Raw genomic sequence first — 22710 nt, 5'->3', positions numbered from 1 at the left:
TGGACCGATTGGCGGGGCGCGGTTCTGCTTTAATCTGCCGGGCCGACAGTTTTTCTTACATGCGCCAGCACATTCCCAGCACCCGCGCCCTGCTCGTTTTCGATGCCGTGGCGCGCCACCACGGCGTGAGCAAGGCCGCCGAAGAGCTGTGCCTCACGCACAGCGCCGTGAGCCAGCAGCTGCGCCTGCTCGAAGGCCAGCTGGGCCTGCAGCTCGTGCAGCGCGGCGCGCGCGGCTCCACGCTCACCGAGGCGGGCCGCCGCTACCACGCGCAGGTGGTGGGCGACCTGCTGCGCCTGCAGAACCACACGCTCGAAGCCATGGCCCAGCGGCCCGACGGCGCGCGGCTGCTGGTGGGCTGCGTGCCCGTGTTCGCCGAGCGCTGGCTGCTGCCGCGCCTGCCCGCCTTCCTGGCCACGCACAGGGGCTGCAGCCTGCACCTGCAGGTGTACCCCACGCACACCTACATGCAGGAGATCCCTTTCGACGTGGCCGTGCAGTACAACGACGCCGCCTGGCCCGGGGTGCAGCCCGTGCCGCTGATGAGCGAGGTGTGCGTGGCCGTGTGCGCTCCCGGCTCGCGCCACCGGCGTGCGATGGAGCGCGGCGACTTCCGCGCGGTGCCGCTGCTGCAGCTGAGCTCGCGGCTGGGCGCGTGGGATGCGTGGTTCACCCGCGCGGGCATCACGCGCGTGCCGGCGCACAGCCTGGGCGGCCACCGGTTCGACCTGTTTTCCATGCTGGTCGAGGCGGTGCGCGCGGACCTGGGCATCGGCCTGGTGCCGCACTACTTCGTGGAGCGCGAGCTGCTGTCCGGCGAACTGGCGCTGGCGCATCCCCACCATGACAGCGGCCTGCGTGGCTACAGTCTCTTCGTGGCGCAGGGGCGGCAGGAAGACCCCGCCGTGGCCGCGTTTGCCCGGTGGCTCGCCCACGCGGTCGCGGTGCCGGGCGGTGCCGGCGCCGGAGCCACGCGGGCCTAGACGGCGCGCCGCCGCCGGGCCGCGAGCCAGGCGAGCGCCAGGCCCGTGACCACGATGGGCACCAGGGACCCGGCATTGAGCAGCGTCCAGCCCTGCGTGGTGACCAGCACGCCGGACGAGAACGAGCTGAGCGCCAGCGTGGCGAACACGCAGAAGTTGATGGCGGCCTGGGCGCGGTCCTTTTCCTCGGGGCGGTAGGCGGTCATGGACAGCGTGGTGGCCCCCGTGAACAGGAAGTTCCAGCCCACGCCGAGCATGAACAGCGCGATGCCGAAGTGGTGCAGCTCCACGCCCATGAGCGCCACGGCCACGCAGGCCAGGTTCAGCAGCACGCCGGCGCCCATGATGGACAGCACGCCAAAGCGCTTGATGAGGTGGCCGGTGACGAAGCCGGGCGCGAACATGCCGATCACGTGCCACTCCAGCACCAGCGCGGCTGCATCGAAGTTGAAGCCGCACACCTGCATCGCCAGCGGCGTGGCGGCCATCAGCAGGTTCATCACGCCATAGCCCAGCGCGGCGCCCAGGATGGCCACCACGAACGCGGGCTGGCGCATCAGCTCGGACAGGGGGCGGCCCGCGACGGGCTGCCCCGCGGCGTCGCGCCGCGCGGGCTGCGCCTCGAAGCGGATCGCCGCCATGCACAGCATGGACAGCAGGGCCACGCCCATGAGCACCACGTAGGCGCCCGCGAAAGGCACCGGAAACAGCGTGCGCGTGGCGCTGGCCAGGTTCGGCCCGGCCACGGCGCCCAGCAGGCCGCCCGCCAGCACCAGCGACACGGCCTTTTCGCGGTAGGCCGCGGGGGCCAGCTCGGCGGCGGCAAAGCGGTAGAGCTGGCCATTGGCGCTGTAGTAGCCCGCCACCACGGTGGCGGCGCACAGCAGCCAGAAACTGGCGCTGAAGGCCGCCCACGCGCACAGGCCGCACGACGCGATCGCCACGGCCAGCCCGATCTGGAACGACACCTTGCGGCCCCACCGGGCCTGGCTGCGGGCCACGAGCGCGGTGGACAGGGCCCCGCCCACCACATAGCCCATCACGGGCAGCGTGGCCATCCAGCCAAAGGGGGCGAGCTGCAGGCCTACCAGGCCGTTGATGGCGATGAAAACCACGTTGTTGGTCAGGAAAAGGCCCTGGCACAGGGCCAGCAGCCACAGGTTCTTGTTCACGGCGAAGGGTGTTGTTGGAATGGGGAAGGAAAGGGTCGAGGCGGGCATGGGCGGCCGGGCCGCGTCAAAGTCCGACTGCATTGCTCTGGCATTGTGCACTCCGGTTGATGAAGATCAGCCGGCGCGCGCAGCGGCCTCGGTATGGTGCCACCCAGTGCTTGGGCTCCCACCGGGGGCCTGCGTTTGAACCAGAGCCATGGAACCCCACAACCCTGCAGAGGCCGCGCCCGCCCTCGAACTCGTCTGCCCCGCCGGCAGCCTGCCCGCGCTCAAGGCGGCGGTGGACCATGGCGCCAGCTGCGTCTACCTGGGCCTGCGCGACGCGACCAACGCGCGCAACTTCGCGGGCCTGAACTTTGACGAGGCGGCCATCGCCAGCGGCATCGCCCATGCGCATGCGCGTGGCTGCAAGGTCTTCATGGCGCTCAACACCTACCCGCAGGCCGCCAACCCGGGGCCGTGGCGCAGCGCCCTGGACAAGGCGGTGGACCTGGGCGTGGACGCGGTCATCCTGGCCGACCCGGGCCTCATGCAATACGCGGTGCAGCGCCACCCCCGGCTGCGGCTGCACCTGTCGGTGCAGGGCTCGGCCACCAACTACGAGGCCATCAACTTCTACCGCGAGCAGTTCGGCATCGTGCGCGCCGTGCTGCCGCGCGTGCTGTCGATGGAGCAGGTGCGCCAGGTCATCGACCGCACGCCCGTGGAGATCGAGGTGTTCGGCTTTGGCAGCCTGTGCGTGATGGTCGAGGGGCGCTGCGCGCTGTCGTCGTATGCGACGGGCGAATCGCCCAACACGCACGGCGTGTGCTCGCCCCCGAAGGCCGTGCGCTGGGTGGAAACGCCGCAGGGCCGCGAGTCGCGCCTGAACGGCGTGCTGATCGACCGCTATGCGCCCGGCGAGAGCGCCGGCTACCCCACGCTGTGCAAGGGCCGCTTCGACGTGGGCGGCGACGAGAACTACTACGCCATCGAGGAGCCCACCAGCCTCAACACCCTGGAGCTGTTGCCCCAGCTCGTGAAGATGGGCGTGCGCGCCATCAAGATCGAAGGGCGCCAGCGCAGCCCGGCCTACGTGGCCCAGGTCACGCAGGTCTGGCGCGAGGCCATCGACCAGTGCCTGGCCCACCCCCACCGCTACGCGCCCAAGACGCGCTGGATGGCCAGCCTGGACCAGGTGGCCGAAGGGCAGCAGCACACGCTGGGCGCCTACCACCGCCCCTGGAAATGAAGAACAACCCCCTGATGCGCTTCGCGCCTTCCCCCTTCTCTCGCCTCGCTTGCGCGATGCGGGAAGGGGGACACCGCCAGCGCGGCGGGGCGGCCCTTGCGCGGCGGTCGCTGGCTTGGGCCGCGCCAGATTCGAACTCCATGCGCCGCTCCCAGCATCTGGATCCCACGATCAAACCCCTGAAGCCCGCCCCATGAAACTCTCTCTCGGCCCCCTGCTGTACTACTGGCCGCGCGACACCGTGTTCGCGTTTTACGAAGCCATGGCCGCCACGCCCGTCGACGTGGTGTACCTGGGCGAGACAGTGTGCTCGCGCCGCCATGAGCTGCGCCTGGCCGACTGGCTGGCGCTGGCGCGCATGCTGCGGGACGCGGGCAAGGAGGCCGTGCTGTCCACCCAGGTGCTCATCGAATCCAGTGCGGACGTGGGCCTGCTGCACAAGATCACGGCCAACGGCGAGTTCACCGTGGAGGCCAACGACATGGGCGCCGTGCACTGCCTCTCGCGGCCACCCACCGGGCCGCGGGCCTTCGTGGCCGGGCCGCACCTGAACCTGTACAACGCGCACTCGCTGCAGTGGATGGCGCAGTTCGGCGCCACCCGCTGGGTGATGCCGGTGGAGATGTCGCGGGACGCGCTGTCGGCCGTGCTGGCGCAGCGCCCGCAGGGCCTGGAGACCGAGGTCTTCGCCTACGGGCGCATGCCGCTGGCGTACTCGGCGCGCTGCTTCACCGCGCGCCACCGCAACCTGCCCAAGGACGACTGCCAGTTCAGCTGCCTGCAGCATGCCGACGGGCTGCCGCTGCGCACGCGCGAGAACGAGGGCTTTCTCGTGCTCAACGGCACGCAGACGCAATCGGCCCGCGTCTACAACCTGGCCAACGAACTGGCGGGCCTGCGCGCCTGCGGCGTGGACGTGCTGCGCCTGAGCCCGCAGGCGCAGCACATGCCGCAGGTGGTGGCCGCGTTTGACGAAGCCCGCCACGCGCGCGCCCCCGAGGCGGCCTGCGACCTGGTGGAGCGCATGCAGCCGCTGATGCCCGACCTCCCCTGCGACGGCTACTGGTTCGGCCGCCCGGGCCTGGAGCAGGGGCGCGTGCGGAGCGCCGTGGCGCAGTCCTGACCCGCGGGCCCCCATCGCATGTACGCCGGAGAACGCTTCAACAGCATCAGCCACCTGGCCGGGGCCGTGCTCGCCACGGCGGGCGCGGCCGTGCTCATCACGCTCGCGGCGCGCCTGGACGACCCGTGGAAGGTGGTCGCCTTCAGCATCTACGGCGCCATGCTGGTGGCGCTGTACGCCGCGTCCACCGCGTACCACAGCGTGCGCCGGCGCGCCATCAAGGCCGTGCTGCAAAAGCTCGACCACTGCAGCATCTACCTGCTGATCGCCGGCAGCTACACCCCGTTCGCGCTCGTGTCGCTGCGCGGCCCCTGGGGCTGGTCGCTGCTGGGCGTGGTGTGGGGCCTGGCGCTGCTGGGCATCGCGCAGGAGATCTGGTGGGCGCGCGGCGCGCGGGCGCTGTCGCTGGTCATCTACGTGCTCATGGGCTGGCTGGCGCTGGTGGCCGTGGTGCCGCTGTGGCGGGCGCTCACACCCGGGGGCTTTGGCTGGCTGCTGGCGGGCGGGGCCTGCTACACGCTGGGCATCGTCTTTTACGCGCTGGACCACCGCGTGCGCCATGGCCACGGGCTGTGGCACCTGTTCGTGCTGGGCGGCAGTGCCTGCCATTTCTTCACCGTGTTCTTCTACGTGGCCTGAGCGCCCGATTCCTACCCTATGGCTGCTTTCTCCTCTTCGCCTTCGAACCCGCGGGTGGTTCCCCCTCCCGTGGGGGCCGTGCTGTCGCGCCTGCCCGCCTACCCGGGCTCGGTGCTGCTGGTGACGGCGCTCAACCTCGCGCTGGCCCGGCACCTGCCCCCCGACGTGGGACGCCTGCTGTTCGACAAGAAGATGCGGGTGCAGGTGCGCGATGCGCGCCTGGCGTTCGACTTTGCCTGGACCGGTCAGCGTTTCGCGCCCCATGCCCCGCTCGCGGCACCCGCCGTGGCGGACCTGACGCTCAGCGCCACGGCCCACGACTTCCTGCTGCTCGCCCAGCGCCAGCAGGACCCCGACACGCTGTTCTTCAGCCGCCGCCTGTCGATGGAGGGCGACACCGAACTGGGCCTGGTGGTGAAGAACGCGCTCGACGCCATCGAGCTGCCGGTGCTGGACCCGCGCCAGTGGGCGCAGAGGCTGGCACCGCGCCAGGTGCTGGACCACCTGCGGCGCCGCCGGGGCCCTGCGCCACGCCACGGAGGGTGAGCGATGACCCCCCACCAGGCCCTGAATCATCCCCTCGTCTACTCCTGCTCGGGCTGCTCCAGCGCCGCGCAGCTGGCCAACCATGTGGCGCTGCGTCTGGACCGGCACGGCGTCGCCGAGATGTCGTGCATCGCCGGCGTGGGCGGCGATGTGCCGCACCTGCTGAAAACCGTGCGCTCGGGCCGGCCCATCATCGCGCTCGACGGCTGCCCGCTGGTCTGCGTGAAAAGCACGCTCGCGCGCCACGGCATCACCGCCGACCGGCACTACCAGCTGCAGCACTACGGCGTGAAGAAGCGCGCGCACGAAGACTTCGACCCCGTGCAGGCGGCGCTCGTGCTGGAGCAGGTCGAGGCCGACCAGCAGGCGCAACCCCTGCGCGCCCGGGCGGCCGAGGGCGCGCCCCATGGCTGAGCCCGTGCCCACCCGCCGCATCATCGTCGCCATCTCGGGCGCCAGCGGCGCCGTGTACGGCGCGCGCCTCCTGCAGGTGCTGCAGGGCCAGGGCGGCATCGAGACGCACCTGGTCGTCTCCGACGCGGGCTGGCGCAACCTGCAGCACGAGCTGGACCTGGACCGCCCCGCCGTCGAGGCCCTGGCGCACCGCGTGCATGACGTGCACAACGTGGGCGCGGCCATTGCGAGTGGCTCGTTCCAGTGCCATGCGATGGTGGTCGCACCCTGCTCCATGCGCACGCTGGCCGCCATCGCGCATGGGCTGGCCGACAACCTGCTCACGCGCGCGGCCGACGTGGCGCTCAAGGAACGCCGCCGCTTGGTGCTGATGGTGCGCGAATCGCCGCTGCACCTCACGCACCTGCGCAACATGGTCGCCGTGACCGAGATGGGCGGCATCGTCTGCCCGCCGCTGCCGGCCTTCTACCTGCGCCCGCAGACCGTGGGCGAGGTGGTGGACTACAGCGTGGCGCGCGCGCTCGACCTCATCGACGTGCCCCACGACCTGGCGCCGCGCTGGTCGGGGCAGGAACTGGATGCTCATTAATTGATAGCTACTGGCGCACCATTTATAAGCGCGACAGGCTGATTTCATTCAAAATCAAAATCTGGTACTGATATGGCCTACCGCGATCTGCGCGACTTCATGGCCCAGCTCGAAGCCACGGGCGACCTGCGCCGCGTGCGCGAGCCCGTGTCGCCGCGCCTGGAGATGACGGCGCTGAGCGACCGCGTGCTGCGCGCGGGAGGCCCCGCGCTGCTGTTCACGCAGCCCACGGGCCACGCGCTGCCCGTGCTCACCAACCTGTTCGGCACGCCCGGCCGCGTGGCCCGCGCCATGGGCGTGGCCGACCTGCACGGCGTGCGCGCCCTGGGCGAACTGCTGGCCACCCTCAAGGAGCCCGAGGCACCCCGCAGCGTCAAGGACATGCTGGCCATGGGCCCCTTCCTCAAGACGCTGTGGCACATGGCGCCGCACACCGTGGCCCGGGGCGCGCCCTGCCAGCAGGTGGTGTGGGAAGGGCCGGACGTGGACCTGGCCCGCCTGCCCGTGCAGCACTGCTGGCCGGGCGACGTGGCCCCGCTCATCACCTGGGGCCTGACCATCACGCGCGGGCCGCGCAAGGCGCGGCAGAACCTGGGCATCTACCGCCAGCAGGTGCTCTCGCGCAACCAGGTCATCGTGCGCTGGCTCGCCCACCGGGGCGGCGCGCTCGACTTCGCCGACCACTGCGCCGCGTACCCCGGCCAGCCCTACCCCGTGGCCGTGGCGCTGGGCGCGGACCCGGCCACGCTGCTCGGCGCGGTCACGCCCGTGCCCGACTCCTTGAGCGAATACCAGTTCGCCGGCCTGCTGCGCGGCGCACGCACCGAGGTCACGCCCGCGCTGGGCGTGCCGCTCTCGGTGCCCGCCACCGCCGAGATCGTGCTCGAAGGCCACATAGCGCCGGACGCGAGCCACGCGAGCGGCTGGCAGCATGCGCTGGAGGGGCCCTACGGCGACCACACCGGCTACTACAACGAATGCGCCGAGTTCCCCGTGCTCACCGTGGACCGCATCACGATGCGCAAGGACGCGATCTACCACAGCACCTACACCGGCAAGCCGCCCGACGAGCCCGCCGTGCTGGGCCTGGCGATGAACGAGCTGTTCATCCCGCTCCTGCAAAAGCAGTTCCCCGAGATCGTGGACTTCTACCTGCCGCCCGAGGGCTGCAGCTACCGCATGGCGGTGGTGAGCATCCGCAAGGCCTACGCGGGCCACGCGCGGCGCGTGATGATGGGCGTGTGGAGCCACCTGCGCCAGTTCATGTACACCAAATTCATCGTGGTGGTGGACGACGATGTGGACGTGCGCGAATGGAAGGATGTCGTCTGGGCCATCACCACCCGCATGGACCCGGCGCGCGACACGCTGCTGGTGGAGCACACGCCCATCGACTACCTGGACTTCGCCTCCCCCGTGAGCGGCCTGGGCAGCAAGATGGGGATGGACGCCACGAACAAATGGCCCGGCGAAACCCAGCGCGAGTGGGGTCGGCCCATGCGCATGGCCGACGCGGCCACGGCCCGTGCGGAGCAGTTGTTCGCGGCGCTGGGGCTCTAGGACCGCCAGCCGCGCAGCCACTCGGGAGGACTCTTACGCCGCCGCGAATTCGATGGCCGCGCCATGGGTGCGGTCTGCCGTGGGAGGCGCCGGCGTGGCACCGTCGGTGGCCAGTACCAGTGCGTATGGGCCCTCGCCCCGCGTGCCCAGCTGTGTGCTGGCCGCATGGCCTGCCGTGCCCGGCAGCGGCCCTGCCTGCGTCAGCACCAGGGTGCTGCGTCCGAGGGTGACCGTGCCCACCCGCGCGCCCGTGCCGGGCTGCAGGAAAGGCGCGCTCACGTTGGCGGCCTGGGCCTCGCCCAGCAGGGCGCGGTAGTGGGCCAGGCTCGCATCCAGGTCCTTCACGGCCAGGGCCAGGCTGGCCACGCCGCGGGCGCCGTTGGGGTGCACGCGGGCGTTGCCTTCGGGCACGCGCAGCGCGCGCGGGGTCTGGTCGCCGCACAAGAAGGGCAGGTCGTGCGACGGGGGGCGCGCCGTCTGCCACCGCAGGCGCTCGCCATCGGGCCGCACGCGGCCGCCGTCGTGCGGGCCGCTGTAGGCCAGGCCCCGGTCCTTGGCGACGGCCACCGTGGTGGCGGTTTCGGGCGGCAGCAGCGCGAAGTCCACGATGCCGTCGCCGTGCGCGTTCAAGAGCTCCCACCAGCGCTCGCCGGGCGATGGCGAGCGCCAGGCGATCAGCTCGAAGTAAGCGCCGTCCGCGAAGACGACCAGCGCGTTGTAGGTGGGCCGGCCGGGGTGGTCGCCGCCTTGCAGCACGTTGAATCCGAGGGCGCGGTAGTCGGCGATGGTCTGGTCCAGATCCTTCACCGCGATCACGATGTGGTCGAGTGTCAATGCCATGGTGGCTGGGCTCCTTGCGTGGTCAATCGGCGGGTCAGGCGGGCACGGCTTCGGCGGCTGCGGAGGGCTGTGCGGCAGGCAGCGGTGCGGCGGCGCCGGAGTTGGTGAGCGCCACGCTGGCGCGCACCTGCTGCGGGTTGCGCAGCAGGTTCAGGATGGGGCAGGTGCGTTCCACCGCCTCGAACAGTGCGTCGATGTCGGCCCGGCTCGCGGGCGAGTCGATGTGCACCGTGTAGGCGATGTCGTGCGGCCAGATGGGCGTCTGTTCGTGCCCGGGCTTGCCGCCGCGCGGGTCGATCACGCCGCTCACTTCCACCTCCAGGCTGGTCAGCGGCACCTGGCGCGAGGCGGCCTGGATCAGGAAGATGTGCGTCACGCAGCTGCCCAGCACACCCAGCTGCAGCTCCGGCGAGCTGGGGCCCAGGTTGTAGCCCGCGAAGTCGGGCGGGCTGTCGCTGATCACCTGGTGGTCGCGGATGCGGATGCGGCGCACGCCGCTGCGGCCTTCGGCGCTCACGCGGGCTTTCAGGGCCGCGGGCTGCGCCGTGCCGCGCTCGATGGCCGCGTCGCGCGCGAGCACGGCGGCGCGCTTCTCGGCCAGGTAGTCGTTGAGGGGGGCGGGGGAGTGGGACATGTGGCGGTGTTCTTTCCAACCGCTTGCGGCCTCGGACATCGGGCACGGAACAAGCAGTGTCGTGGGGAGATTGTTGGAAGCCGCACCCGTGAAGCCAACAAAGAAAACCGTGCTCGCATATGCAGGTTCCAGATAAGCGCGGCGAGCGGTTTGCTGCATCGTTTTCCGCATATCGATGCTACTTAATACATGCATGCCCGGGCCTGCGCACCGATAGCATGAATACACATGAACTGGCTCCGCCGCAGTGTGCACACCGTGCCGATGCCTGCGACGAAGGGGGCCGGATGTGTCATTTCAATGCCTGTGCGGCGACGAGGTCAAAACGTGTTTCTTGCAAAGAAAAAATCGGTGGGATGGTGGGCAGTGGGCGTATCGGCCGTGGCCCTGGGCGTGCTGGTGGCGGGCTGCTCCAGACAGGCCAGCGAGCCAGCCGCCTCCACCAGCGTGGTTGCCGACCAGCCCGTGCAGGGCGGCACGCTGGTGTACCTGGAGCAGCAGGCGCACACCAACCTGTACCCGCCGGCGGGGGGCTTCTACCCGAACGGCGGCATCCTCAACCAGATCACCGACAAGCTCACCTACCAGGACCCGAAGACGCTGCAGATCCAGCCCTGGATCGCCGAGTCCTGGACCGTGAACGACACGGCCACCGAGTACACCTTCAAGCTGAAAAAAGGCGTGACCTTCTCGGACGGCACACCGCTCGATGCCGCCGCCGTGGCCAGGAACTACGACACCTACGGCCTGGGTAACAAAGAGCTCAAGCTGCCGGTGTCCGAGGTCATCAACAACTACGACAAGAGCGAGGTCGTGGACCCGCTCACCGTCAAGTTCTACTTCAAGAAGCCCTCGCCGGGCTTTCTGCAGGGCACGTCCGTCATCGGCTCGGGCCTGGTGTCGCTGGCCACGCTGGCGCGGCCTTTCGAAGAGCTGGGCGACGCGACCAAGATCATCGGCTCGGGCCCCTTCGTGGTGACGGCCGAGACGCTGGGCAAGGAGCTCACGCTCACCGCCCGCAAGGACTACGCCTGGGGCCCGGCCCAGCACGCCCACCAGGGCCGGGCGCGGCTCGACGAGATCAAGCTCATCGTCACGCCCGAAGACAGCGTGCGCATCGGCGCGCTGCTGTCGGGCCAGGCGGGCTTCATCCGCCAGGTGCAGGCCTATGACGAAAAGCGCGTGTTGGACCAGAAGTTCGCCATCTACGCTCCCTCCACGCGCGGCGTGAACAACAGCGTGGTCTTTCGCCCCGACAACACGCTGGTGGCCGATGTGAAGGTGCGCCAGGCGCTCCTGCACGCCACCAACACCAAGGAGATCGTGCAGACCCTGTTCTCGGCCAACTACCCGCAGGCCACCTCGGTCATCGCGTCCACGGCCTTGGGCTACGTGAACCTGTCGGCCAAGCTGGGCTACGACGAGGCCAAGGCCAAACAATTGCTCGACGACGCCGGCTGGAAGATCAATGCCAACGGCCTGCGCGAGAAGGACGGCAAGGAGCTGGTGCTGGCCGCGTACGAGTCGCTGCCGCAGCCGCAAAACAAGGAAACCCTGCAGCTCGTGGCGCAGCAGTGGGCCAAGGTGGGCGTCAAGCTCAACGTGCTGGCGGGCGACTCCGGCAGCCGCACGGTGGACAGCCTCGACCCCGAGAAGACCCCCGTGGCACCCGGCATGGTGGGCCGCGCCGACCCCGACGTGATCAAGAGCAACTACTACCCGACCAACCGCAACGTGCTGCTGCAAAAGGGCGGAGTGAGCAGCAAGGTCAAGGCGTTCGAGGACACCCAGCTCAACGGCCTGCTCGACGCCATAGCTGCCGAGACCGACGCGGCCAAGCGCCTGGCGCTCACGGCCGATGTGCAGAACTACCTGATTGACCAGGCGTATGTGATCCCGGTGTTCGAAGAGCCGCAGGCGTTTGCAGGATCGCCGTCGGTGAAGGGCGTGGGCTTCGAGGCCGTCGGCCGACCCAGCTTTTACGGCACGTGGATCGCCGCAAGACATTGACTCCCCCTGAGTCGCTGCGCGCCTTCCCCCTGGGGGGGACGCCACCGGTGGACCGGCGAAGCCGGCTCCACGGTGGCACTGGCTTGGGACGCGCCAGTTTCTAACGCTGTGCGGCTACTGGCTGCTGCTGTTGCTTTTGCTGAAGGAGTGACTTCCATGTTCAAGTACCTTGCCCATCGCACGGGCCAGGCCCTGCTGGTGCTGTGGGCGGCGTTCACCGCGTCGTTCCTGCTGCTGCAGCTGCTGCCGGGCGATGCGATTTTGATCAAGTTCCTGAACCCTGAGTTCGGCCTGGGCCCGCAGGAGATCGCGGACATCCGTGCGGCCTACGGCGCCGACACGTCGGTGTGGCAGCAGTACCAACACACGCTGCTGGGCTTTCTCAGTGGCAACTTCGGGTATTCGGTGCAGGCGGGGGTGCCGGTGAGCCAGGGCTTGGCCACCAACCTGCCGCCCACGCTGCGCCTGGCGGGGCTGGGTTTTGCGGCGGCGCTGCTGCTGGCGGTGGTGCTGGCCTTTGCCTCGCAGCTCACGCGCTGGGGCTGGCTGCGCTCGGCGCTGCAGTCGCTGCCATCGCTGTTCATCTCGGTGCCGGTGTTCTGGCTGGGGATCATGCTGATCCAGGTGGTGTCGTTCCGCCTGGGGTGGATTCCGGTGATCAACCCCGGCAAGTGGCAGGGCTTGGTGCTGCCCACGCTCACGCTCGCCATTCCCATTGCCGCGCCGCTGGCGCAGATCTTGATCCGCAACATCGACGAGGTGCTCACGCAGCCCTTCGTGGCCGTGGCGCGGGCCAAGGGCGCGACGCGCCAGTGGGTGCTGTGGAAGCACGTTGCGCGCAACGCCGTGCTGCCCACGCTGACCATCGCGGGCGTGCTGTTCGGCGAACTGCTGGCGGGCGCCGTGGTGACCGAGGCGGTGTTCGGCCTCAACGGTCTGGGCAGCCTCACGCAGCAGGCGGTGGGAAATCAGGACACCGCCGTGCTGCAGGCGGTGGTGGTGGTCTCGGCCACGGCCTTCGTGTTCATCAACCTGGTGGTGGACCTGCTCTACCCCGTGTTCGATCCCCGTCTGCGTTCGCGCCTGGGCACCTGAGGAGATCCCGCATGACCACCACGTCTTCGACCGCCGACCTGGGCGCTTTCACGGGTGCCGCACACCCGGCCCCGCACCGCTTCGAGCGCGCCGTGGCGGCGCCCGCCGCCGTCGTGGTGCCCACGGCGCCCATCCTGGCCGCCCCGCCATCGCGCGCGCAGGGCGGCACCTGGGGCCGCCGCATCCTGCAGCGCGCGCGCAGCGCACCCCTCAGCCTGTGGCTGGCCTGGGGCGTGATCGCGCTGGTGGCGCTCTGGGCGGTCGCGCCCGGTGTCTTCACCAGCTACAGCGCCACCGTGGGCGTGGCCGGCCAGCAGCTGCAGACGCCGTCGGCCGCGCACTGGCTGGGCACCGATGCGCTGGGCCGCGACGGCTATGCGCGGCTGGTGTTCGGTGCGGTGCATTCGCTGTCAGGCGCGTTCCTGGCGGTGGCGGTGGGGCTGGTGCTGGGCACGCTGCTGGGCGTGCTGGCCGGCTCCATCGGCGGCTGGGTGGAGGACGTGATCATGCGCACCGTCGACGTACTGCTGTCGGTGCCCTCGCTGCTGCTATCGCTGTCGATCATCATCATCCTGGGTTTTGGCACGCTGAATGCGGCGGTGGCCGTGGGCGTGGCGTCGGTGGCCAGCTTTGCGCGGCTTACCCGGTCCGAGGTGGTGCGCGTGCGCCGCTCCGACTACGTGGAGGCGGCCTTTGGCAGCGGCGGGCGCTTTGGTGCCGTGCTGTGGCGCCATGTGCTGCCCAACTCGTTGACCTCGGTGATCGCCATGGCGGCGCTGCAGTTCGGCTCGGCCATTCTGTCGATCTCGACGCTGGGCTTCCTGGGCTACGGCGCGCCGCCGCCCACGCCTGAATGGGGCCTGCTCATCGCCGAGGGGCGCAACTACATCTCGACGGCCTGGTGGCTCACCACCGTGCCGGGGCTGGTGGTGGTGGCCGTGGTGCTGGCGGCCAACCGCATCAGCGCGGCGCTGACAAAGGGGCGCGCATGACCACCATCGACCAGGCCGTGGCGCCGCCGCCGGTGCTGGAGGTGGAGAACCTCTCCATCGCCTACCGCGACAAGGACCATGAACAGCGTGTGGTGCACGGCGTGTCGTTCGCCATCGCGCCCGGCGAGGTCGTGGCGCTGGTGGGCGAGTCCGGCTCGGGCAAGACCACCACCGCGCAAGCTCTCATCGGCTTGCTGGCCGACAACGGCCGGGTGGAGCAAGGCGCGATCCGGCTCAACGGCACCGACATCGCCGGCTGGTCACCCGACCGCTTCGACAGCGTGCGCGGCCGCGTGGTGAGCCTCATCCCGCAGGACCCGACCAGTTCGCTCAACCCCGTGCGCACGGTGGGCGAGCAGGTGGGCGAGATCTTGAAGATCCACCGCTACGGCGATCGCCAGGCCATCGCGCGGCGCGTGGTTGACCTGCTGGCCAAGGTGGGCCTGTCGCAGCCCGAGCTGCGTGCGCGGCAGTACCCGCACGAGCTGTCGGGCGGCATGAAGCAGCGCGTGCTGATCGCCATTGCCATTGCGCTGCAGCCCGCGCTCATCATTGCCGACGAGCCCACCAGCGCGCTCGACGTGACGGTGCAGCGGCGCATCCTCGACCTCATCGACGAGCTGCGCAGCGAGTTCGGCACCGCCGTGCTGCTGGTCACGCACGACCTGGGCGTGGCGGCCGACCGCGCCAACCGGCTGGTGGTGCTGCAGGGCGGGCGCATCCAGGAGCAGGGCGACACGGCCAGCGTGCTGCGCAACCCGCACAGCGCCTACACGCGCAAGCTGCTGGCCGACGCGCCGTCGCTTGCGCAGGGGGCGTTTCGCCCGGCCCGTGCCGCCGCCGCCAACGACACGCCCGAGCGGCCCGAGGACTTCGCCATCGTGGTGGAGGGCCTGGTGCACGACTTCGACGTGGCCGGGCGCAAGCAGCCTTTCCGCGCGGTGGACGGCGTGTCGTTCCGCGTGCGGCGCGGCACCACGCACGCCATCGTGGGCGAGTCGGGCTCGGGCAAGACCACCACCATCCGCGACGTGGTGGGCTTTCGCCAGCCCACGGCGGGCCGCATCGTCATCGAGGGCACGGACCTCACCACCCTGCGCGGCGAGGCGCTGCGGCAGTTCCGCCGCACGGTGCAGCTGGTCTACCAGAACCCGTTCAGCTCGCTGGACCCGCGCCAGACTATCTTCCAGATCATCGAGGAGCCCCTGCTCAACTTCGACCTGCTGCCCGCCGCCGAGCGCGCGCGCCGCGTGCACGACATCCTGGCGCGCGTGGGCCTGCCGCCGGCCGTGCTGGAGCGCCGCCCGCGCGCCCTGTCGGGCGGCCAGCGCCAGCGCGTGGCCATTGCGCGCGCCCTGGTGCTGCAGCCCCGCGTGCTGGTGCTCGACGAGGCGGTGTCGGCCCTGGACGTGACGGTGCAGGCGCAGATACTGGCGCTGCTGGAGACGCTGCAGCGCGACCTGGGCCTGACCTACCTCTTCATCTCGCACGACCTGGCCGTGGTGCGCCAGATCGCGGACACCGTCTCGGTGCTGCAGGGCGGCCGGCAGGTGGATGCGGGCCGCGTGGAAGACGTGTTCCTGCGCCCCGGCAGCGACTACACGCGTGAACTCATCGAAGCCATTCCCGGAAAGAAAAACCAGCACCATGACCCTCTCCCTGACCTCCCCAACGAAACGCCTCGGGTTCTTCAGCAGGCTGCTTGACGATGCCCCGGCCGGCGAACGCTACCGGCTGGTGACCGAGCAGATCGCCCATGCCGAGGCCTTCGGCTTCGACTCCGCCTGGGTGGCGCAGCACCACTTTCACGAACACGAAGGCGGCCTGCCCTCGCCTTTCGTCTTCCTGGCCCAAGTGGCGGCGCGCACGCGGCGCATCCGCCTGGGCACCGGCATCGTGACCCTGCCCATGGAAAACGCGGTGCGCGTGGCCGAGGACGCCATCGTGCTCGACCTGCTCTCGGGCGGGCGGCTGGAGCTGGGCGTGGGCACGGGCGGCACGCCCGAATCGTTCGCGGCCTTCGGCATCACCAGCGATGACCGCAGCGCGGTCTATGCACGCCACCTGGCCCTGGTGCGCGAGGCCTGGGCTGGCAGGCCCCTGCCCGGTGGCGACCGGCTGTACCCGGCCGCCGAGCAGCTGCTGGGTCGCATCTGGCAGGCCACGTTCTCGGTGGCGGGCGGCGAACGCGCGGGGCAGGCGGGCGACGGGCTGATGCTGTCGCGCACCCAGCCGCGCACGGCCGAGGCACCAGGCGCCGCGCTGCACGACCTGCAGCACCCCATCATCGACGCCTACCTTGCCGCACTGCCCGGCGGCGCCACGCCGCGCATCGTCGGCTCGCGCAGCCTGTTCGTGGCCGACGACCGCAAGGAGGCACTGCGCCTGGCCGATGCGGGCCTGCGCCGCGCCGCCGCCCGCTTTGTCGCAGCCGCGCTGCAGCCTGGCCAGGCATCGCGCCCGGGGCCCGATGCACCGCTGGAGACATTGATTGCCGCGTACGACGTGCACGTGGGCACGCCCGACGACGTGATCGCCTCCCTGCAGGCCGACACGGCGCTGGCACGCGCCACCGACATCGTGTTCCAGGTGCATTCGGTGGACCCGCCGCATGCGCACATCCTGCGCTCCATCGAACTCACAGCCACGCGCGTAGCACCAGCGCTGGGCTGGGTGCGCAAGCACACCGGTGCTGCCACCACCACTCCCACCACTGCAGCCGCAACCACCACGGCACCCACACCAACAGCTTCCTCCACCCGCACCGAGGCCATCGCATGAGCACCCCTGCCCCCATTCCCTCCCCCGGAGCAACGCCGCACGCTGCAGCACTGCCCGACGTGATCGACCTGCTCACCGGCATCGAACCCGGCGACCACTTGGACACCATCCGCCGCCACCGGCTCGAGGCGCGCACCTATGCGCAGGAGAGCTACCGCGCGTTGTTCGCACCCACCGCTCCGGCGCCGGGCACCGTCACGTTGGCCGAGCGCCTGGCGGTTGCGGCGTTCGTCGCAGGCCTGCACCAGCAGCCGGACGCCGCGGCGTTCTATGCCGCCGCTCTGGTGGCGCAGGACGCGGGTGCGGGGCTGGCCTCCGCCATCGCCGCCGAGGTCAGCCGTGGCGCGGCGCAGGGCCCGTACGGCCACTACCCCGCCGGCCCGCTGAGCCGCGAAAACACCGACGGCCCCGCTTACGCCGTGGGCGAGTCGCAGCGCACCGTGCTGGGCGCGCGGCTGTCGGCGGGCCTGGCGCATGCGCACCTGCTCACCTTCCACCCGCGCGATGCCAGCCCGGCGGCGCTGCAGGCGCTGCTGGATGCCGGCTGGTCGGCCACCGACATCGTGATCCTGTCGCAGCTGGTGGCGTTCCTGTCGTTCCAGATCCGCGTGGTGGTGGGCCTGCGCCTGCTCGCAGCGCATCCGGCACCTGCCGCGTCGTCGTCCACCCCCCACACCGCAGAGGTCCAGCCATGAGCGATACCGCCGTCATCACCCACCCCGGCAACCATGAGCCCACGGCCTTCACGCAGGCGCAGCTCGAATGGCTGCCCTGGCTGCCCCCGCTGGCCGAGGACGAGTTGACCGAGCGCCACTACGCCGGCCTGGTGGACGCCGCACGCGCCAAGTCGCCGTACTTTCGCCTGCTGGCGCGCGACCCCGACACGCTGGGCGCGCGCACCCGCACCGACAAGGACATCTTCTACAACCCGGATGCCGGCTTGCCCCGGGCGGAGCGCGAGCTGTCGGCCACGGCCACCTCGCGCGCCAACGGCTGCATCTACTGTGCGTCGGTGCATGCGCGTTTTGCCGCGCACTTCTCGCACCGCCAGGCCGATGTGCAGCGGCTGCTGGACGAGGGTGCTGGGGCCGATCTCGACCCGCGCTGGAACGCCATCGTCGCGGCCTCGGTGGCCCTCACCGCCACGCCGACGGCGCTGGACGGCACCCACATCGAGGGCCTGCGCGCTGCAGGGCTTGATGACTTCGCGATCTCCGACGCGCTGCACGGCGCGGCGTTCTTCAACTGGGCGAACCGGCTGATGCTGTCGCTGGGGGAGCCTCAGCTTCCGTTGGGCGGATAGGGATTCATCGCGCGAACGTTTGTGCTGGGAGACTCGGTTGAGGGCCCGGCAGCTGAGGTGCCGGTTCGCTCCAGAAAGCACTTGGCCATCTTGTCGACTCTTTTCCTGTACCGACGCTGCATGAATTGCATGCTCAGCATGCGTCTGCGAGGCTGTTGGTATTTCGTTGTATGAAGTGATACAAATCAATACACTTGTTTGTGTGCGGGTTTGCCAACCTCCCGCGCGGGAACGTGGTGCCAGTAGTCAACACGATCTACCAGCGGTTGGCTCATGGTCAGACTAACGAAAGAGATCAACATGAAAAAGTCTTTCTCAAAATGGGGCGTATTGTTCTGGGCCACGCTCATGCTGGGACTCAGTTCCTCGGTGTACGCGCAAGCAACACGAACCTGGGTATCAGGAGTCGGAGATGACGTAAACCCCTGCAGCCGGACAGCCCCCTGCAAGACATTTGCTGGGGCGATCAGCAAAACGGCAGCTGGCGGCGAGATCAATGCATTGGATGATGGAGGTTTCGGGGGCGTCACCATTACAAAATCCATTACCATTAATGGAAAGGGACATATTGCAGGGATTTTGACGGCGGGTTCTGGGGTGAATGGTGTTGTGATTAATGCGGCGCCGACCGACGTCGTGGTATTGCGTGGGCTTACATTTACTGGCGTGTCTGGGGCGGCGAGTGCTGTAAGGTACCTTGCGGCCAGGTATGTTGTCGTGGAAGACAGTACCATCGAAGGCTATGCCTACGGCATCAATATGGCCGTCAGCGTTGTCAATGGGCGCATGGATATTCGCAACGTCCAAATGACGAATGCGACGACCGCTACCAGCACCTACGGCATCCACATTGGTGCAGCCAATTCCATATCAACCATCAGCAATGTATCCGTCCGAGGTTACACATACGGCATCACCACCCGTGGCGGCATGACTTACCTTCGAGGATCCACGATCGTGGCCAACGACACAGGTTATAACAACTTGGGTGGCAGCCTTTCGTCTTTTGGTGACAATATGGTAAATGGTAATGTATTTGACGGTGCGCCCTCGGGAACCATTCCGCATTTTTAAGAGCGCATTGGTCGAATATTATTAGAGATATTAATTTTCATTTTCATCCCGGATGGTTGAATTTTCTTGTCCCGATCCATGGAGTTCCATTCGGCCAGCACGAAAGTGCATAACGAGGTCAGCAGCCCTTCGTTGTGCAGCTTTGCTCACAGGTAAGTGAGTCAGCGGAGCCGGCGGCCTTGCAATGGCCGCGGGCAAGATGGCCGTCAGTCCAGCCAGCCCCTGGGCACCTTGTCGGCTTTCTTCTCCACCGGGTTGGCCGTGAGCGCGGTGGCCGCGTACTGGCGCATGAATTCCTTGGCCTTGTCGGGGCGGGCCGTGAGCCAGGCGTCGTAGGCGCCTTCGTTCAGGATGGCGGGCATGCTCTTTTCGCTGCCCGGTTGCTGGTAGCGGTGCAGCAGCGCGTGGTTGTTGGCGTTCACGGTGAGCAGGCAGTAGCTCACGATCACCTCGCCACCGGCTCCCTGCCAGCGGGCCCACAGCCCGGCCACGCCCATGGGCTTGCCGTCCACGCGGGAGATGCGCGTGGGCACGGCCTTGCCGGAGCGGAAGTCGTCTTCATAGAACGCCATCATCGGCACGATGCAGCGCTGGCCGTTCAGCCAGGCATCGCGGAATGCCGTGCCGGTGGAGGCCAGGTCGGACTTGGCGTTGACCAGCTTGGGGGCGCGCAGCTTCGCGTCGGACGCCGACTTGACCCAGTGCGGCACCAGCCCCCACTGCGCGGGCACCAGCACGCGGGCGGCGGCTGCCTTGTCGTCCACAGCCGGTGCTGGAGCCTGTTCGCCCCGCGGGGTGGCCATGGCCGCCGCGGCGGCTGCATGCACGATGAAGCCGCCCGGCTTGCGCGGCCACAGGTGGCGCTCGTCGGGTGCCGGCGGAGGTTCCACCGCGAATGCCTCGCGGTAGACGTCGGCGGGGTGCAGGGTTTCGTAGTGCGTGCTCATCGTGCGATGGTACCGGCCTGCCGCGCGACCCATGGAAAAAATGTCCGCTATCGCCGGATTGGCAAGCGCTGTCAGCTATGAAATGAGGAGCATTCAAGAGCAGGCAGCGGGCCGGGGCCGCGGTGTGCGTGACCTGTGTCAAGCCCGGTGTCGCCTGCGTTGTGACGCGTGCCCGTGCGGTTTTCACAATGGCCGCATGGACTTCGCACCTTCGCCCCTGGCCCGTGAACTGAATGACCGCCTCGTGGCGTTCATGGACCGCTATCTGCTGCCCTACAACGCCGCCTGGCATGCGGCCGCGCTGGCGGGCGACTACCCGCCGCCCTTCGTGGAAGACCTCAAGGCCCTGGCCCGCGAGGAGGGGTTGTGGAACCTGTTCCTGCCCACGCTGGGGCCCGACGAGCCCGGCACCCGCCTGTCCAACCTCGACTACGCGCCGCTGGCCGAGGCGATGGGCCGCCTGCCCTGGGCCGCCGAGGTGTTCAACTGCCAGGCGCCGGACACCGGCAACATCGAGCTGCTGCACCGCTTTGCCACGCCCGCGCAGCGTGCATGCTGGCTGCAGCCGCTGCTGCGTGGCCAGATGCGCTCGGCCTTCGCCATGAGCGAGCCGGATGTGGCCTCGTCCGACCCCACCAACCTGCAGACCACGGTGCGGCGCGAAGGGGATGTGCTGGTGCTCAGCGGCCGCAAGTGGTTCATCACGGGGGCGGCGCATCCTCAGTGCCGGCTGTTCATCGTGCTGTGCCGCAATGCCGGCGCAGACGGTGGCGGCGGCGAGGCCCCGAGCCACGCGCGCCACAGCATGGTGCTGGTGCCCGCCGCCACGCCGGGCCTGCGGGTGGTGCGCAACATCAGCGTGCTGCACCACCACGCCCCCGAGGGGCATTGCGAGGTCCTGCTGCAGGATGTCCGGGTGCCGGCCGACCACCTCCTGGGCGACTGGGGCGCGGGGTTTGCGATGGCACAGGCGCGCCTGGGGCCGGGGCGTGTGCACCATTGCATGCGCACCATCGGGCAGTGCGAGCTGGCGCTGCGCCTGGCCACCGAGCGCGCGCTCGAACGCACGGCCTTCGGCAAGGCGCTGGCCGAGCAGGCCAACGTGCAGGAGTGGATTGCCGAGTCGCGCATCGAGATCGACCAGGCGCGGCTGCTGGTGCTGCATGCGGCCTGGTTGCTGGACCAGGGCGATGCCGCCGATGTCCGCCAGGTGCGTGCCCAGGTCGCGGCCATCAAGGTGGTGGCCGCGCGCCTGCAACAGCGCGTGGTGGACCGCGCCATGCAGATCTTTGGCGCCATGGGCCTGTCGCCCGACACGCCGCTGGCAGCGTTCTGGACCTGGGGCCGCGCGCTGCGCCTGATGGACGGGCCCGACGAGGTGCACCTGCGCAGCGTGGCGCGCCACGAGCTGGCCCAGGTGCGCGGCCAGCTGGGCGCGTCGACCGCCTACTTCACCACGCCGGAGCAGATGCGCGCCCCGCCCCGCCTGCGGGCCTGAAAGCGCCCGCAGGGTGGCGGCTTTGCCCGCGTCCTTCGCGGCGCAGGTCGCGGTCGTGGGCACGCGCGGCATGCCGCCCCATGTCAAGCCCGGGCGCCGAGCGAGACCGCGCCCCGTGGGCCGGACGGCGCCACCACGACGCGGTTGCGGCCCAGCGACTTGGCGGTGTAGAGCGCCTGGTCCGCGCGCTCCAGCGTGAGCTCCACCGTGTCGCCCGGCAGGTGCAGCGCCAGGCCGGCCGACACGGACAGGCGCAGCACGCCGGTGGAGTGCGGGATCTCCATCGCGGCCACGGCCAGGCGCACGCGCTCGAGCTGGTCGCGCGCATCGTCCAGATGGGTGTCCGACAGCATCAGCACGAACTCTTCGCCGCCCCAGCGGGCCAGCACGTCGGTGTCGCGCACGCTCGCGCGCACCACGCCGGCAAAGGCCTGCAGCGCGCGGTCGCCGGTGGCATGGCCGTGGCTGTCGTTGACACGCTTGAAGTGATCGATGTCAAGTTCCGCCAGCAGCATGGGGCGGCCGCTGCGCAGGCTGCGCCGATGCTCCAGGTCCATCAGGTCGAGCATCGCGCGGCGGTTGGGCAGGCCCGTGAGCTCGTCGCGCGTGGCCAGCTCGCGGTTGACGGCGAGGGCGTGGGCCAAGGCCTCGCGCTGCTCGCGCAGCCGCGCGCGGATGCGCTGGATGCGCAGGTTCAGCGCGATGCTGCCGCCCAGCACGATGAGCACCATGAGCGCATAGGCGGTGTCCAGGTAGCCGAATGGGCTGGCGCTGAAACGGGTGGTGGCGGCCACGGCGCAGGCAAAGGCCAGCAGCGCATATACGCCGATGCCGATGACCTCGGCCACGGTCAGCCCGAAGGTGCCGAAGAACAGGATCATGGCCAGCACGCTGGGCACCACGCCGCGCGCATCGCCTGCCAGCACGTAGGCCACGGCGCCGCTGGTGATGGTCCAGACCATCTGGGGCACGGTGAGCGAGGGGTCGTTGAGCCGGGCGGTCTCGCCCGAGCGGATGAACGCCGTCATCACCACGAGCCCGCCCACTGAAATGGCGGCCCACCACTGCACGGCGGCGGCGTTCACCGCGCTGCTCGCCATCGACACCAGCAGCATCACGCCCGCGCTGCTGGACATGAGCGCCAGCGCGAGCAGCGCCATGCTCACCAGCGTGCGCCGCCGGGGATCGGTCGACAGAACCACATCCCTGAGGCGGCGCCGGCGGGAAGATGTGCGCAAGATGGAAACTCCTGCCAGTGTGGTGGGATCGCGCGGAACGC

At 69.6% G+C, this 22710-nt stretch carries 22 protein-coding genes; 17 read left to right on the top strand and 5 right to left on the bottom strand.

Annotated elements, in window-relative coordinates; translation table 11 throughout:
• The first annotated feature begins 59 nt into the window (after positions 1–59).
• The gene (locus AC3RCE_RS25565; protein ID WP_492254224.1) at positions 60–983 is read left to right on the top strand and encodes a LysR family transcriptional regulator; all 924 of its coding nucleotides are present in this window, start codon (positions 60–62) and stop codon (positions 981–983) included.
• Here the strand turns inward: AC3RCE_RS25565 and AC3RCE_RS25560 are convergent.
• On the bottom strand, positions 980–2155 hold the full coding sequence (locus AC3RCE_RS25560) for an MFS transporter (RefSeq protein ID WP_218297036.1): 1176 nt from the start codon (positions 2153–2155) through the stop codon (positions 980–982). The two genes, AC3RCE_RS25565 and AC3RCE_RS25560, sit on opposite strands and share 4 nt — an antisense overlap.
• Before the next feature lie 196 nt (positions 2156–2351).
• Between AC3RCE_RS25560 and ubiU the strand changes: the two genes are divergently transcribed.
• The 7 genes from ubiU (at position 2352) to ubiD (ending at position 8257) form a co-directional block, all read left to right on the top strand.
• Positions 2352–3386 (top strand): ubiquinone anaerobic biosynthesis protein UbiU, encoded by a 1035-nt coding sequence (gene ubiU, locus AC3RCE_RS25555; protein ID WP_218339364.1) that lies wholly within the window; start codon positions 2352–2354, stop codon positions 3384–3386.
• Between the two features lie 193 nt (positions 3387–3579).
• Positions 3580–4509 carry a U32 family peptidase gene (locus AC3RCE_RS25550; protein WP_218339365.1) on the top strand — a complete coding sequence of 310 codons (930 nt, stop codon included), beginning with the start codon at positions 3580–3582 and terminating at the stop codon, positions 4507–4509.
• Positions 4510–4527: 18 nt separating this feature from the next.
• Positions 4528–5148 (top strand): PAQR family membrane homeostasis protein TrhA, encoded by a 621-nt coding sequence (gene trhA, locus AC3RCE_RS25545; RefSeq protein ID WP_218339366.1) that lies wholly within the window; start codon positions 4528–4530, stop codon positions 5146–5148.
• An 18-nt stretch (positions 5149–5166) separates the two neighbouring features.
• On the top strand, positions 5167–5694 hold the full coding sequence (ubiT, locus tag AC3RCE_RS25540) for a ubiquinone anaerobic biosynthesis accessory factor UbiT (RefSeq protein WP_369640892.1): 528 nt from the start codon (positions 5167–5169) through the stop codon (positions 5692–5694).
• Between the two features lie 3 nt (positions 5695–5697).
• Positions 5698–6108 (top strand): putative zinc-binding protein, encoded by a 411-nt coding sequence (locus tag AC3RCE_RS25535; RefSeq protein ID WP_218339368.1) that lies wholly within the window; start codon positions 5698–5700, stop codon positions 6106–6108.
• Positions 6101–6697, top strand: coding sequence for a UbiX family flavin prenyltransferase (locus AC3RCE_RS25530; protein ID WP_218339369.1), 597 nt, complete (start codon positions 6101–6103; stop codon positions 6695–6697). The genes AC3RCE_RS25535 and AC3RCE_RS25530 overlap by 8 nt, the downstream gene beginning before the upstream one ends.
• A gap of 72 nt (positions 6698–6769) precedes the next feature.
• A complete protein-coding gene (ubiD, locus tag AC3RCE_RS25525) occupies positions 6770–8257 on the top strand; it encodes a 4-hydroxy-3-polyprenylbenzoate decarboxylase (RefSeq protein ID WP_218339370.1) in 1488 nt (495 codons plus the stop codon).
• 33 nt (positions 8258–8290) lie between these two features.
• Here ubiD and AC3RCE_RS25520 read toward each other — a convergent pair whose 3' ends face one another.
• Together AC3RCE_RS25520 and AC3RCE_RS25515 are read right to left on the bottom strand one after the other, a co-directional pair.
• Positions 8291–9097 carry a VOC family protein gene (locus AC3RCE_RS25520; RefSeq protein ID WP_218339371.1) on the bottom strand — a complete coding sequence of 269 codons (807 nt, stop codon included), beginning with the start codon at positions 9095–9097 and terminating at the stop codon, positions 8291–8293.
• Positions 9098–9131: 34 nt separating this feature from the next.
• The gene (locus AC3RCE_RS25515) at positions 9132–9731 is read right to left on the bottom strand and encodes an OsmC family protein (protein ID WP_218297045.1); all 600 of its coding nucleotides are present in this window, start codon (positions 9729–9731) and stop codon (positions 9132–9134) included.
• Positions 9732–10031: 300 nt separating this feature from the next.
• On the opposite strand from AC3RCE_RS25515, the gene AC3RCE_RS25510 reads away from it, so the two are divergent.
• The 8 genes from AC3RCE_RS25510 (at position 10032) to AC3RCE_RS25475 (ending at position 18986) form a co-directional block, all read left to right on the top strand.
• The gene (locus AC3RCE_RS25510) at positions 10032–11741 is read left to right on the top strand and encodes a TIGR04028 family ABC transporter substrate-binding protein (RefSeq protein WP_255590963.1); all 1710 of its coding nucleotides are present in this window, start codon (positions 10032–10034) and stop codon (positions 11739–11741) included.
• A 156-nt stretch (positions 11742–11897) separates the two neighbouring features.
• Positions 11898–12836 (top strand): ABC transporter permease, encoded by a 939-nt coding sequence (locus AC3RCE_RS25505; RefSeq protein ID WP_218339374.1) that lies wholly within the window; start codon positions 11898–11900, stop codon positions 12834–12836.
• 11 nt (positions 12837–12847) lie between these two features.
• A complete protein-coding gene (locus tag AC3RCE_RS25500; protein ID WP_218339375.1) occupies positions 12848–13828 on the top strand; it encodes an ABC transporter permease in 981 nt (326 codons plus the stop codon).
• On the top strand, positions 13825–15534 hold the full coding sequence (locus AC3RCE_RS25495) for a dipeptide ABC transporter ATP-binding protein (RefSeq protein WP_492254223.1): 1710 nt from the start codon (positions 13825–13827) through the stop codon (positions 15532–15534). Before AC3RCE_RS25500 ends, AC3RCE_RS25495 begins: the two co-directional genes overlap by 4 nt.
• On the top strand, positions 15476–16609 hold the full coding sequence (locus AC3RCE_RS25490; RefSeq protein WP_492254222.1) for a putative FMN-dependent luciferase-like monooxygenase: 1134 nt from the start codon (positions 15476–15478) through the stop codon (positions 16607–16609). Before AC3RCE_RS25495 ends, AC3RCE_RS25490 begins: the two co-directional genes overlap by 59 nt.
• The gene (locus AC3RCE_RS25485; protein WP_492254221.1) at positions 16606–17304 is read left to right on the top strand and encodes a CMD domain protein; all 699 of its coding nucleotides are present in this window, start codon (positions 16606–16608) and stop codon (positions 17302–17304) included. Before AC3RCE_RS25490 ends, AC3RCE_RS25485 begins: the two co-directional genes overlap by 4 nt.
• Positions 17301–17912, top strand: a complete 612-nt coding sequence (locus AC3RCE_RS25480) for an alkylhydroperoxidase domain protein (protein ID WP_492254220.1) — start codon at positions 17301–17303, stop codon at positions 17910–17912. The genes AC3RCE_RS25485 and AC3RCE_RS25480 overlap by 4 nt, the downstream gene beginning before the upstream one ends.
• Before the next feature lie 300 nt (positions 17913–18212).
• On the top strand, positions 18213–18986 hold the full coding sequence (locus AC3RCE_RS25475) for a right-handed parallel beta-helix repeat-containing protein (protein ID WP_218297052.1): 774 nt from the start codon (positions 18213–18215) through the stop codon (positions 18984–18986).
• 206 nt (positions 18987–19192) lie between these two features.
• Here the strand turns inward: AC3RCE_RS25475 and AC3RCE_RS25470 are convergent, their stop codons facing one another.
• Positions 19193–19933, bottom strand: coding sequence for an SOS response-associated peptidase (locus AC3RCE_RS25470; protein WP_492254219.1), 741 nt, complete (start codon positions 19931–19933; stop codon positions 19193–19195).
• 196 nt (positions 19934–20129) lie between these two features.
• On the opposite strand from AC3RCE_RS25470, the gene AC3RCE_RS25465 reads away from it, so the two are divergent.
• Positions 20130–21431: an acyl-CoA dehydrogenase family protein gene (locus AC3RCE_RS25465; protein WP_492246426.1), complete on the top strand. Its 1302-nt coding sequence runs from the start codon at positions 20130–20132 to the stop codon at positions 21429–21431.
• Between the two features lie 83 nt (positions 21432–21514).
• On the opposite strand, the gene AC3RCE_RS25460 is transcribed toward AC3RCE_RS25465, so the two are convergent.
• Positions 21515–22669 carry a diguanylate cyclase gene (locus tag AC3RCE_RS25460; RefSeq protein WP_492254218.1) on the bottom strand — a complete coding sequence of 385 codons (1155 nt, stop codon included), beginning with the start codon at positions 22667–22669 and terminating at the stop codon, positions 21515–21517.
• Positions 22670–22710 lie beyond the last annotated feature (41 nt).

Source organism: Acidovorax sp. GW823-FHT05D11 (genome assembly GCF_058795695.1).
Note: the sequence above shows the minus strand (reverse complement) of the source record. Positions and strands in the feature narration are given on the sequence as shown.

What these genes read in the sequence shown, in the direction of transcription:
- AC3RCE_RS25565 (WP_492254224.1), top strand. Translation starts at nt 60, where the DNA reads ATGCGCCAGCACATTCCCAGCACCCGCGCCCTGCTCGTTTTCGATGCC.
- ubiU (WP_218339364.1), top strand. Translation starts at nt 2,352, where the DNA reads ATGGAACCCCACAACCCTGCAGAGGCCGCGCCCGCCCTCGAACTCGTC.
- AC3RCE_RS25550 (WP_218339365.1), top strand. Translation starts at nt 3,580, where the DNA reads ATGAAACTCTCTCTCGGCCCCCTGCTGTACTACTGGCCGCGCGACACC.
- trhA (WP_218339366.1), top strand. Translation starts at nt 4,528, where the DNA reads ATGTACGCCGGAGAACGCTTCAACAGCATCAGCCACCTGGCCGGGGCC.
- ubiT (WP_369640892.1), top strand. Translation starts at nt 5,167, where the DNA reads ATGGCTGCTTTCTCCTCTTCGCCTTCGAACCCGCGGGTGGTTCCCCCT.
- AC3RCE_RS25535 (WP_218339368.1), top strand. Translation starts at nt 5,698, where the DNA reads ATGACCCCCCACCAGGCCCTGAATCATCCCCTCGTCTACTCCTGCTCG.
- AC3RCE_RS25530 (WP_218339369.1), top strand. Translation starts at nt 6,101, where the DNA reads ATGGCTGAGCCCGTGCCCACCCGCCGCATCATCGTCGCCATCTCGGGC.
- ubiD (WP_218339370.1), top strand. Translation starts at nt 6,770, where the DNA reads ATGGCCTACCGCGATCTGCGCGACTTCATGGCCCAGCTCGAAGCCACG.
- AC3RCE_RS25520 (WP_218339371.1), bottom strand. Translation starts at nt 9,097, where the DNA reads ATGGCATTGACACTCGACCACATCGTGATCGCGGTGAAGGATCTGGAC.
- AC3RCE_RS25515 (WP_218297045.1), bottom strand. Translation starts at nt 9,731, where the DNA reads ATGTCCCACTCCCCCGCCCCCCTCAACGACTACCTGGCCGAGAAGCGC.
- AC3RCE_RS25510 (WP_255590963.1), top strand. Translation starts at nt 10,032, where the DNA reads ATGCCTGTGCGGCGACGAGGTCAAAACGTGTTTCTTGCAAAGAAAAAA.
- AC3RCE_RS25505 (WP_218339374.1), top strand. Translation starts at nt 11,898, where the DNA reads ATGTTCAAGTACCTTGCCCATCGCACGGGCCAGGCCCTGCTGGTGCTG.
- AC3RCE_RS25500 (WP_218339375.1), top strand. Translation starts at nt 12,848, where the DNA reads ATGACCACCACGTCTTCGACCGCCGACCTGGGCGCTTTCACGGGTGCC.
- AC3RCE_RS25495 (WP_492254223.1), top strand. Translation starts at nt 13,825, where the DNA reads ATGACCACCATCGACCAGGCCGTGGCGCCGCCGCCGGTGCTGGAGGTG.
- AC3RCE_RS25490 (WP_492254222.1), top strand. Translation starts at nt 15,476, where the DNA reads ATGACCCTCTCCCTGACCTCCCCAACGAAACGCCTCGGGTTCTTCAGC.
- AC3RCE_RS25485 (WP_492254221.1), top strand. Translation starts at nt 16,606, where the DNA reads ATGAGCACCCCTGCCCCCATTCCCTCCCCCGGAGCAACGCCGCACGCT.
- AC3RCE_RS25480 (WP_492254220.1), top strand. Translation starts at nt 17,301, where the DNA reads ATGAGCGATACCGCCGTCATCACCCACCCCGGCAACCATGAGCCCACG.
- AC3RCE_RS25475 (WP_218297052.1), top strand. Translation starts at nt 18,213, where the DNA reads ATGAAAAAGTCTTTCTCAAAATGGGGCGTATTGTTCTGGGCCACGCTC.
- AC3RCE_RS25470 (WP_492254219.1), bottom strand. Translation starts at nt 19,933, where the DNA reads ATGAGCACGCACTACGAAACCCTGCACCCCGCCGACGTCTACCGCGAG.
- AC3RCE_RS25465 (WP_492246426.1), top strand. Translation starts at nt 20,130, where the DNA reads ATGGACTTCGCACCTTCGCCCCTGGCCCGTGAACTGAATGACCGCCTC.